This is a genomic window from Pseudoxanthomonas sp. GW2 (assembly GCF_000283075.1).
In the GTDB taxonomy this organism is placed as follows: Bacteria; Pseudomonadota; Gammaproteobacteria; order Xanthomonadales; family Xanthomonadaceae; genus Pseudoxanthomonas.
This window is the reverse complement of the sequence record NZ_ALIP01000161.1, coordinates 1-10336: the sequence shown is the minus strand read 5'-3', so window position 1 is coordinate 10336 and position 10336 is coordinate 1. Positions and strand designations below refer to the sequence as shown.

The following is a 10336-nucleotide window of genomic DNA, read 5'->3' as shown; positions in this document are numbered from 1 at the left end:
GCGCATGATGCGACCCATGTCCCCGGCCCCGGCGCCATGACCACGAACGGCATCGACGATTTCCTCGAGCACCTGCGGGTGGAGCGGGCGATGTCGCCGCACACCCTGGACGCCTACCAGCGCGACCTGCAGGCGCTGCAGGACTGGGCTGCCGCGCGCGGCGCCGCGGCCGCCCGCCTGGACGGCGCGCAGCTGCGCGAGTTCATCGCCAGCGAGCACCGCCGCGGGCTGTCGCCGACCAGCCTGCAGCGGCGCCTGTCCCCCTGCCGCAGCTACTACGCCTGGCTGCTGAAGCACGGCGCGATCGCCGCCAGCCCGGCCACCGGCCTGCGCGCGCCGCGCGCCCCGCGCAAGCTGCCCCAGGTGCTGGACGTGGACGAGGCGGTGCAGCTGGTGGAAGTGGACACCGACGCCCCGTTGGGCCTGCGCGACCGCGCCCTGCTGGAACTGTTCTATTCCTCCGGCCTGCGCCTGAGCGAGCTGTGCGCGCTGCGCTGGCGCGACCTGCAGCTGGAGGAAGGACTGGTCACGGTGCTCGGCAAGGGCAGCCGCCAGCGCACCGTGCCGGTGGGCTCGCACGCGCGCCGCGCGCTGCAGGAGTGGCGCAAGTCCACCGGTGCAGGCGGCGACGATTTCGTGTTCCCCGGCCGCGGCGGCCGCCCGATCAGCCCGCGCGCGGTGCAGGTGCGGATCCGCCAGCTGGCCGCGCGCCAGGGGCTGTTCAAGCACGTGCACCCGCACATGCTGCGGCACAGCTTCGCCAGCCACGTGCTGGAGTCCTCCGGCGACCTGCGCGGCGTGCAGGAACTGCTCGGCCATGCCGACATCGCCACCACCCAGATCTATACCCACCTCGATTTCCAGCACCTGGCGAAGGTCTACGACGCCGCGCACCCGCGCGCCCGGCGCAAGGGCTAGCGGCGGGCGGCGCAGGCCGGCCCGGAGATGCCCCGCAGGCGATTCCGGCGTACCCTGCCTGCGTCGCCCCGCCGGGTTCCAGCGGCGGGCCATCCTGGGCAGGGTAGCGCCGCAACCGGCAGCGCCCGCGGGCAGTGGAGGACGAGGATGCATTCCCGCGACGAGAAGCTGTGGACCGTGCTGCGCCTCGTGCTGGCGGTGCTGATCGCCGCGCATGGCTGGGCACGCCTGTTCGCCGGCGCGGTGGCGCCGTTCGGGCAGTGGCTGGACGGCCTGGGCCTCATGATCGGACCGGTGATCGCCTGGGGCGTGACGCTGTACGAGATCGTCGGCTCGGCCCTGTTCGCGCTGCGCCGTTTGGTGTTCCCGCTGAGCCTGGGCTTTGCCGCGATCTACCTGGCTGGACTGGTGCTGGTGCACCTGCCCGAGGGCTGGTTCGTGGTCGGCCTGGGCCGCAACGGCATGGAGTACAGCGTGCTGCTGGTCTGCGCCCTGTTATGCGTGGGCACGCATTACCGGGAGTCGCGACCGCGCTCCTGAAGCCCGGCCCCCCGGAGGCTACCAATGAAGCCGGAACAACTGCGCCAGTACGCGCTCTCACTGCCGGAGGCCAGCGAGGCCCCGCACTTCGACTACGCCTCGTTCCGGGTCGGGGGCAGGATCTTCGCGACCATGCCGCCGGACGGCAAGCACGCGCACCTCTTCCTCGACGACGAGCAGCGGGAACTGGCGGTCCGTTTGCATCCGGCCTGGGTCGAGACCCTGACCTGGGGCAGCAAGGCGGTGGGGGTGCGCATCCGCCTGGCCGGCGCCAACCCGAAGATCGTGGCCGCGCTGGTCCGCCTGGCCTGGGAGCGCCGGGCGCCCAGGGCGCTGCGCGGCGGCTGAGGCGCCGGGACGCCGCAGCCGCGTGCCAGCGGCGCTGGCCAGGATCGAAGTTCCGGCCGCTCAGTCGCGCCGCAGCAGCCACCAGGCCGCCAGCCCGATGCCCAGCCCGGCGATGATGGCCTTGGCCGGCGAGCGGCGCACGTCCTGGCACAGGCCCTCGACGATGTTCACCCGGTCGGCGGCAACCAGCGCCAACCAGTGGCCGATGTCGTTCTCGCTGCGGCGGAAGGCGGCGCGGCGGATCGCGCCGCTGAGGCCCTTCGGTGGAAGGCGGGTGCCGAACGTGCGCGAATGCTCCGGCCGCTCGACCGACTTGAGCACCTCGACGGTCATCGGCTGCCGCGGCGGCGGCTCGCTCCACGGCACGTCCAGCCGTGGTGGGGTGCGTTCCATTGGCACAGCCGGGCGGTTCCCGCGTTCCAGGTCCGAACCCCAGCCGGGGATGTGGGCGTAGCTGCTGCGATCCATGGTCTGCTCCTGTGCGCGCCGGCTCATGCTTCCGCCCGCGCCGAAGGCGGGACCAGCACGGTCTTGATGCAGTTGTCGCGCTTGTTGACGAAGATGTCGTAGGCGTCGGCCACGTCCTCCAGCGGGATGCGGTGGGTGATGACCTCGCGCGGGGAGATGTGGCCTGCGCGGATGTGCTCGATCAGCCGCGGCAGGTGGCGCTTCACGCTGGCCTGGTTCATGCGCAGGGTCAGGCCCTTGTTCACCGCGTTGCCGATCGGAATCATGTTGAAGGTCGGCCCATAGACACCGACGATCGAAATGCGCCCGCCCTTGCGCGCGCTGTTGATTGCCCAGTGCAGGGCGATCGGCGAGCCGGCCTGCAGCATCAGGATCTTCCCGGTGATGCCGTGGAACGCGCTGCCGGTGGCGTCGCAGCCGACCGCGTCGATGCACACGTCCGCGCCCAGCCAGTCGGTGATCTTCTTCAGGTGGGTGGCGACGTCATCGACCTCGCGGAAGTTGACCGTCTCGGCGTGGGCGAACTTCTTCGCGAACTCCAGGCGGTAGTCCTCGCAGTCGACCACAATCACACGGCCGGCGCCGAAGAACCACGCGCTCTTGGCCGCGAACAGGCCGACCGGACCGGCGCCGAACACGACCACGGTGTCGCCCTCGCGGATGCTGCCCATCTCCGCGGCCTGGTAGCCGGTGGGGAAGGCGTCGGTCAGCAGCACCGCGTCCTCGATGTGGATGTCCTCGGGGATCACGGTCGGGCCGACGTCGGCGAAGGGCACGCGCACGTACTCGGCCTGGCCGCCGTCGTAGCCGCCGGCGGTATGGGTGTAACCGTAGAAGCCACCCATTGCGCTGGCCTGCGAATTGACGTTGTGGCAGTTGCCGTACAGCTCCTTCTGGCAGAAATAGCAGCTGCCGCAGAAGATGTTGAACGGCACCAGCACCCGGTCGCCCACCTTCAGGTTCTGCACCGAGGGCCCGACTTCCTCGACCACGCCGCAGAACTCGTGGCCGATGATCGAGCCGACCCGGGTGTCGGGCACCAGGCCGTTGTAGATATGGATGTCCGATCCGCAGATGCAGGTGCGGGTGACGCGCACGATGGCATCGTTCGGATGCTCGATCTCCGGCTCGGCGACATGCTCGATGCGCATCTTGCGGGGGCGGCGGTAGGTGGTGGCCAGCATTGGGATCTCCACTCGGATTGCTGCGCCGGGGGCCCGGCCAGGCGTACGACCTTGGCGCCAGAGCCGTGAACAGCACGCGTCGCCGACGTGTCGGGGGCGTGGAGGTGCCGCGCCGGAGCCTGCACGTTCTGCAGTGCCGACGGTCCGGCAGATGCTCCGCAGCCGCCTGCCAGCCGCCGCGGGCCGGACCCGAGGGCGGCAGGCCGCCAATCGCGGGCAGGAACCCGGCCGGTGCCGCGTCCGCGTGCGGTGGATGGACTTGCGGCGACGCGGCCTTGCCGGGCCCGTGGAAGGGGATCGCACGCGCAGCTGCCAGCGAGGCGTCGCGTGCGGAGACTGCCCGCCGCGGTCCCGGTTGCCGCGAGCGGTGGACTGCTGGGCTGCGGCCTGGATGGCGTGGCGATGGCGGGCCTGGCCTGGCCCCGGTGGGGATCCGGGCCCTGGATGCCCGATGGGCTTGCGCGCGGTGGTCATCGCCGGCGGGCGCCAGGCCTGGCGGCGGCCGGCTTGAACCGGTCCGGGTCAGCCCCCACTGAGGGAGCTATCGATCCCCGGAGTGCCGCATGGACCCCAGCCAGAACCCCAATGTGTTCCACGCCACCACCATCGTCTGCGTGCGCCGCGGCGACAAGGTGGCCATCGCCGGCGACGGCCAGGTGACGCTTGGCCACACGGTGATGAAGGGCAACGCGCGCAAGGTGCGCCGCCTGGGCCGCGACGGCCAGGTACTGGCGGGCTTCGCCGGCGCCGCCGCCGACGCCTTCACCCTGTTCGAACTGTTCGAGGCCAAGCTTGAGAAGCATGGCCAGCTGACCCGCGCCGCGGTGGAGCTGGCCAAGGACTGGCGCACCGAGCGCCGCCTCGGCAAGCTCGAGGCCCTGCTGGCGGTGGCCGACAAGGAAACCTCGCTGGTCATCAGCGGCACCGGCGACGTGATCGAGCCGGAGGACGGCATCATCGCCATCGGTTCCGGTGGCAGCTACGCGCTGTCGGCCGCGCGCGCCCTGCTGGCGCATACGCAACTGGACGCCCGCACCATCGCCACCGAGGCGATCGGCATCGCCGGCGACATCTGCATCTACACGAACCGCAACGTGGTGGTCGAAGAGCTGTGAGGAAGAACCGGGATTCAAGAGCCGGGATTCGTGATTCGGGATTGGTGATTCGTAGAGAGCAAAGCGCTCCTTCAACTCACTTCCGTCGCGAACCGGCCCGGTGCTGCTTCTTCCAGCCACAAATCACGAACCACGAATAACGAATCACGGATCCCCCAGATGACCGCGAACAATTCCCCGACCATGACCCCGCGCGAGATCGTGCAGGAGCTGGACCGCCACATCGTCGGCCAGCAGGCCGCCAAGCGCGCGGTCGCGATCGCCCTGCGCAACCGCTGGCGGCGCATGCAGCTGGACCCGGAGCTGCGCAACGAGGTGATGCCCAAGAACATCCTGATGATCGGCCCCACCGGCGTGGGCAAGACCGAGATCGCGCGGCGCCTGGCGACGCTGGCCAACGCCCCGTTCGTCAAGGTCGAGGCCACCCGCTTCACCGAGGTCGGCTACGTGGGCAAGGACGTGGAGCAGATCATCCGCGACCTGGCCGATACCGCGGTCAAGATGTACCGCGAGCAGGCCAAGGCGCGCGTGCGCCTGCAGGCGGAGGAACGCGCCGAGGAGCGCATCCTCGACGCGCTGCTGCCGCGCCGCGCGGTGCCGGGCTTCGGCGGCGGCACCGCCGAGGTGCAGGTGTCCGGCCCGGAGGATTCCACCCGCGCCAAGTTCCGCCGCATGCTGCGCGACGGCGAGCTGGACGACCGCGAGATCGAGCTGGAGCTGGCCGCCGCCGCCCCGGGCGTGGACATCATGACCCCGCCGGGCATGGAGGAGATGGGCCAGCAGCTCAAGCAGATGTTCGCCAGCCTCGGCGGCGGCCGCACCCACAAGCGCACCCTGACCATCCGTGCCGCGCGCCCGCAGCTGATCGAGGAGGAGGCCGCGCGCCTGGTCAACGAGGACGACGTGCGCGCCGCGGCGATCGAGGCCTGCGAGCAGCACGGCATCGTGTTCATCGACGAGATCGACAAGGTCGCCAAGCGCGGCGAGAACGTGGGCGGCGGCGATGTCTCCCGCGAGGGCGTGCAGCGCGACCTGCTGCCGCTGGTGGAAGGCTCCACCGTGTCCACCAAGTACGGCACGGTCAGGACCGACCACATCCTGTTCATCGCCTCCGGCGCCTTCCACCTGGCCAAGCCCTCGGACCTGATCCCGGAGCTGCAGGGCCGCTTCCCGATCCGCGTGGAACTGGGCGCGCTGAGCAAGGAAGACTTCGTGCGCATCCTCACCGAGCCCAAGGCCGCGCTGACCCGGCAGTACGTGGAGCTGCTGGCCACCGAGGGGGTGAAGCTGGAGTTCACCACCGACGCCATCGAGCGCATCGCCGAGATCGCGGCCGAGGTCAACGAGCGCCAGGAGAACATCGGCGCCCGCCGCCTGCACACCGTGCTCGAGCGCCTGCTCGACACCCTCAGCTACGAGGCCCCGGACCGCGATGGCCAGGCGATCACCATCGACCGCGCCTACGTGGACCAGCACCTGGGCGAACTGGTGCAGGATCCGGACCTGAGCCGCTACATCCTCTGAGCGGTCGCGACGCCTGGCGTGGAAGGGCCGGCACCATGGCGGTGCCGGCCCTTCTTGCTAGCGGAAAGCCGCCTGGGCGCGCCCGCGCAGCGCAACGCCGGTGCGCGACCTGGCCACGCCGGCTTTCTTCGCGCTCCCGGCCGAAGGCTCGCGCGGCGCGGCCGCGGTCGTCGCGCGCCGGCCCGGGCGCGAGGCGGCGGCGTTGTTGCCGAGTGCCAGCTCGCCCATCACATCGGATGATTCGCGGTTGATCCGGGCCAGCTGTGCCTCGAAGTGCTCCAGGGCGCGGCTGAACAGCTGCTCCTTGCGCAAGGTGCGCGTGATCGTGGCCGATTCCCTGGAGCGTCCCTGCGTGGTTGCCGCCACGCGCTGGCGCTGGGCCAGGTCGCGCTGGCGGTCGCGCAGTTCGCGGGTGCGCCGGATCAGGGTGGCCAGCTGTTTCACTTCGTACGGCCCGCGCGCCTGCAGCAGCTGCTTCTCGCGGGCATTGAGCAGGGCGGACTGGGCGGGCGTCATCCTCATCTGAGGTCCTCCGTCTTCGTCGGGCGTGCCCTGGATCATGCGGAGCACGGCGTGCAGGCCGTGCGATTTGTGCCGCCCCGCGGGCCACGCGCCACCCGGCGGACGTGCCCCGGGTCTGCTTCGCGATCTGCGAGCCTCCGCGCGCGTCATGCAGCGGAATCGCCGATGCCTGCTTCACTGCGCCGGCGGTGGTGGCGCGTTCCTCGGCGGCTGGTGGCTGGCGCTTTAGAGGGCCTTCATCGCACAGCGTTCAGCGCGGCCATGGCGGCAGGGCGAAGGCCTCGTCCTCGACGCACGCTACCAGGCGCTCGCCCGGCTGCTGCATCGGCACCACGCCGGCGGTGAAGGCCGAGAACGCCGGCAGCACGGTCAGGCGCTCGCGCAGCCAGAACGCCGGCCAGCGCCGGCGCATGCCGGGCAGGGCGGCCAGGGGGTGCAGGTGGCCGCACAGCACGTGCGCGTCCGGCGCCGGGCGCGGCTCGTGGCGCAGCAGAAACGGGCCATCGCGCTGTTCGCTGCCGGCGTCCTCGACACCCAGCGCGGCCGCGTCCAGGGCGCGGTCGTGGTTGCCGCGCAGCACGCGGATGCGCAAGCCGGGATGGCCTGCGCGCCAGGCCTGCCACGCCGCCAGCCAGTGTGCGCGCGGTGCCGGGCCGTGCAGGAGGTCGCCGAGGATCCACAGCACTTCGGCCGGATACCCGGCCAGCAGCGCATCCAGGCGCCGCAGGTCGAGCGCGGTGCCGCCGCCGGGGATCGCCAGGCCGGCGCGGCGGAACGCATCGCCCTTGCCCAGGTGCAGGTCGGCCACCAGCAGGGCGCGCGCCCGCGGGCGCCAGAGCGCGCGGCCACCCAGCACGTGCACCGGCTCGCCGGCCAGCCGCGTGCGCCACTCAGCGTCCATGGCGGCGCTCCAGCCGTTTCTGGGATCGCGTCGACAACTCGGCGTCGCAAGGCGCACGCGGGTTTCATCGCCCTGCAATGTTCGCGAAGAAAAATTTGAAACGCACTGGCGACTACCATGCCGCGCTGCCACCGACCGGTGGCCTTTCTTTTTTGGCAGAACCCGATGAAGCGCACCACTTGCAGCAGAAACCGCCTGTTCGTCGTCATCTCCGGCATCCTGGCGCTCGCGCCGGCGGCCCCCGGCATGGCAGAAGATGCAGTCGCCGCCGACACCCCGGTCAGCACGCTCGACGCCGTGCGCGTCGTGGCGGACTACGGCTACCAGCCCGTCGACGTGAAGCGGGACGCCGACGTCATCGTCGATTCGGTCACGTACAACGACCTCGAGGCGCCGACCGGCGACAACTCCATCGCTTCGATGCTGGTCCAGGTCCCGGGAGTCAGCTTCGAGGGCGACGGCGACGAGCCGCGCTACATCACCATTCGCGGCATCTCCGCGGACCTCAACGTGACCACGCTGGACGGCCTGGCGCTGGCGACGACCGGCGAGAACGGCGGCGGCAGCCGCCGCGTCAACCTGCAGCTGATCCCCAGCGACATCGCCGAACGCGTGGACGTATTCAAGGCGTTCACCGCGGAACAGGATGCCGCCGCCATCGGCGGTGCGGTCGACATCGTCACGCGATCGGCCTTCGCCACGGCCAGCCCCTACTTCATGGCCGACGCCTACGGGATCTATTCCAGCTTCGAGGGCCCGGCCGGCGAGAACGCGGGCGGCGCCGGCAGGTCGCACTGGGGCAAGGGCCTGAAGACCGCGTTCGCAAGCCGTTTCGGCGCCGACGAGCAGTTCGGCGTGGTGTTCACCGCGCGCTACCAGGACCGCGTGCGCAACTCCAGCAAGATCTGGAGCGACGCGCGCACCTATTTCAACGAGGCCGGCCAGACGATCGCCGCGCCCGACCCGGCGCTGGGCTGGGACGGCAACAACTCGCTGACGAAGCTGGCCTGGGGCGACTACAGCAACGTCATCACCAACAAGGGCGCCTCGCTCAAGCTGGAGTGGCGCCCCCGCGAGGACGTCGACGCCTTCGCGATGGGCTATGCCTACAACCGCCGGGAATCGTCGACGATGAACTCGACGAACCTGCTGGGCAACCCCCGCAACTTCCCCGAACGGTTGCGGGACAGTGGAACGGTGGCCGTGGACTACATCCAGTCCGTGGTGCGCTACAACCAGTGGGACCGCACCGCCAGCGGCCTGATCAGCGGCATGGACTGGCGGCTGGGCGACCTGTCCGACCTGTCGCTGCGCGCCGGCTACACGCGCGAGGTCTACAAGGACACGCAGCCTTACCTGCAGACGCGCACGACGCCGCGCGGGCAGTACTTCAGCTACCGGATGAGCGAGCTTCCGGAGCTCGCCGGATACACCGGCGACCCGCTCTCCAACACCTACGTGCTGCGCTCGGCGGAGATGACCTACACCCGGGCGCAGCAGAACGTCCTCGACCTGCGCGCCGACTACTCATTCAACGTGGCCCCCGGCGCGACCGGCCTGGGCTTCGTGACCGGGGTGCGCTGGAGCCGCCTGCGCATGGACAAGGACGTGGACAGCATACGCAAGGTCACCGGCAGCGACGCGACCGGATACATGTACGACCCCGGCTATTCGCACCACGGCAGCAACGGCTTCGTCGTGCCGTGGCCGGACTACGACCGCTTCTACGGCAGCGTGTTCCCGAACCTGCCGGTCGACCAGGCGGCCACCCGGCACCACAGCACGATCTCCGACTACGCCTACGAGGAAGAAGTCGCCAACGCCTACCTGTCGCTGCACTACGCGACCGACGCGACCCACTACATCCTCGGCTTGCGCTACGACGATGCGAGCTTCGATGCCCGCACCCCGCTGACCCTAGACGGCACGCTCACCGACCAGGTCACCCGGCCGAGCGGCGAGTACAGGAGCTGGCTGCCGTCGTTCAACGTCGTCCACGATCTCGGCGAGAACTGGAAGCTGCGAGGCTCGGTGAGCCGCACCATCGGCCGGCCCACGCCCGGGCAGCTCGCCCAGGCCGAGAGCCGCACCTGCGGCGAGGAAACCAGCGGCTGCAGCATCACCCGCGGCAACCCCGATCTCGACCCCCGCCGCGCCGACAACTACGACCTGGCGATCGAGCGCTACTTCGGCGGCAGCGCCCTGGTCGCGCTGACCGCGTTCCGCAAGGACATCGCCGACGACATCTTCACCCTCACCACCGAAGAGGTCGTCGACGGGCTGACCAACCGCATCCGCCAGCCGATGAATGCCGAGAAATCGATGATCCAGGGCCTGGAGCTCGCCCTGGTGAACCGTTCGTTCGGCTTCCATCCGAACCTGGGCGCCTCGTTCAACGTCAGCTGGCTCGACGGCGAGATGAACTACGTTGCCGACGGCAGCGGCCGCAAGCTCGACCGCATGCAGTACCAGCCGGACTGGATGGCCAACCTGACGCTGAGCTACCGCATCCCCGCGATCCGCGGCACCGCGCGCCTGTCGGTGAACCACCAGGACGACTACCTCGGCTCCATCGGCTCCACGCCATGGAACGACAAGTTCGTCAACCGGATGACCACGGTCGATCTCTCCTTCTGGCACCAGGTGGGCGAGCGCTGGACGTTCAAGTACGAGATCGACAACCTGCTGGATGCGAGCCCGGAGTGGTACCACGCGCGCGACATCGGCGGCACGATCTCTCAGCGCGACGAGTACGGCCAGGGCGTGTACTTCCACGCCATCTATTCGTTCTGACCCGCCTTCGCGCCGCGCCCGCA

Annotated in this window: 10 protein-coding genes; 6 read left to right on the top strand and 4 right to left on the bottom strand. The window is 70.3% G+C overall.

Annotation, left to right across the window (positions count from 1 at the left end; translation table 11 throughout):
- The 3 genes from xerC to B351_RS0115470 form a co-directional block, all read left to right on the top strand.
- Positions 1-918 (top strand): tyrosine recombinase XerC (gene xerC / locus B351_RS0115480; RefSeq protein ID WP_050992265.1); only part of this gene is annotated, 918 nt, incomplete at its 5' end.
- A 147-nt stretch (positions 919-1065) separates the two neighbouring features.
- Positions 1066-1458 carry a DoxX family protein gene (locus B351_RS17015; RefSeq protein ID WP_019399941.1) on the top strand — a complete coding sequence of 131 codons (393 nt, stop codon included), beginning with the start codon at positions 1066-1068 and terminating at the stop codon, positions 1456-1458.
- A gap of 24 nt (positions 1459-1482) precedes the next feature.
- Positions 1483-1806 (top strand): MmcQ/YjbR family DNA-binding protein, encoded by a 324-nt coding sequence (locus B351_RS0115470; protein WP_019399940.1) that lies wholly within the window; start codon positions 1483-1485, stop codon positions 1804-1806.
- A 60-nt stretch (positions 1807-1866) separates the two neighbouring features.
- On the opposite strand, the gene B351_RS17010 is transcribed toward B351_RS0115470, so the two are convergent.
- Positions 1867-2274: a hypothetical protein gene (locus B351_RS17010; RefSeq protein WP_125075786.1), complete on the bottom strand. Its 408-nt coding sequence runs from the start codon at positions 2272-2274 to the stop codon at positions 1867-1869.
- Between the two features lie 23 nt (positions 2275-2297).
- Entirely contained in the window at positions 2298-3458 is a 1161-nt protein-coding gene (locus B351_RS0115460) for a zinc-dependent alcohol dehydrogenase (RefSeq protein WP_019399938.1), read from the bottom strand.
- A gap of 563 nt (positions 3459-4021) precedes the next feature.
- Between B351_RS0115460 and hslV the strand changes: the two genes are divergently transcribed.
- Both hslV and hslU read left to right on the top strand, forming a co-directional pair.
- Positions 4022-4573: an ATP-dependent protease subunit HslV gene (gene hslV, locus B351_RS0115455; protein ID WP_019399937.1), complete on the top strand. Its 552-nt coding sequence runs from the start codon at positions 4022-4024 to the stop codon at positions 4571-4573.
- Between the two features lie 159 nt (positions 4574-4732).
- Entirely contained in the window at positions 4733-6097 is a 1365-nt protein-coding gene (hslU, locus tag B351_RS0115450; protein ID WP_019399936.1) for an ATP-dependent protease ATPase subunit HslU, read from the top strand.
- 57 nt (positions 6098-6154) lie between these two features.
- On the opposite strand, the gene B351_RS0115445 is transcribed toward hslU, so the two are convergent.
- Complete coding sequence (locus tag B351_RS0115445; protein WP_019399935.1) at positions 6155-6619, bottom strand: hypothetical protein; 465 nt, start codon at positions 6617-6619, stop codon at positions 6155-6157.
- A gap of 250 nt (positions 6620-6869) precedes the next feature.
- Complete coding sequence (gene pdeM, locus B351_RS0115440) at positions 6870-7520, bottom strand: ligase-associated DNA damage response endonuclease PdeM (protein WP_019399934.1); 651 nt, start codon at positions 7518-7520, stop codon at positions 6870-6872.
- A 165-nt stretch (positions 7521-7685) separates the two neighbouring features.
- On the opposite strand from pdeM, the gene B351_RS0115435 reads away from it, so the two are divergent.
- Positions 7686-10313, top strand: a complete 2628-nt coding sequence (locus B351_RS0115435; RefSeq protein ID WP_019399933.1) for a TonB-dependent receptor — start codon at positions 7686-7688, stop codon at positions 10311-10313.
- Positions 10314-10336: the final 23 nt, after the last annotated feature.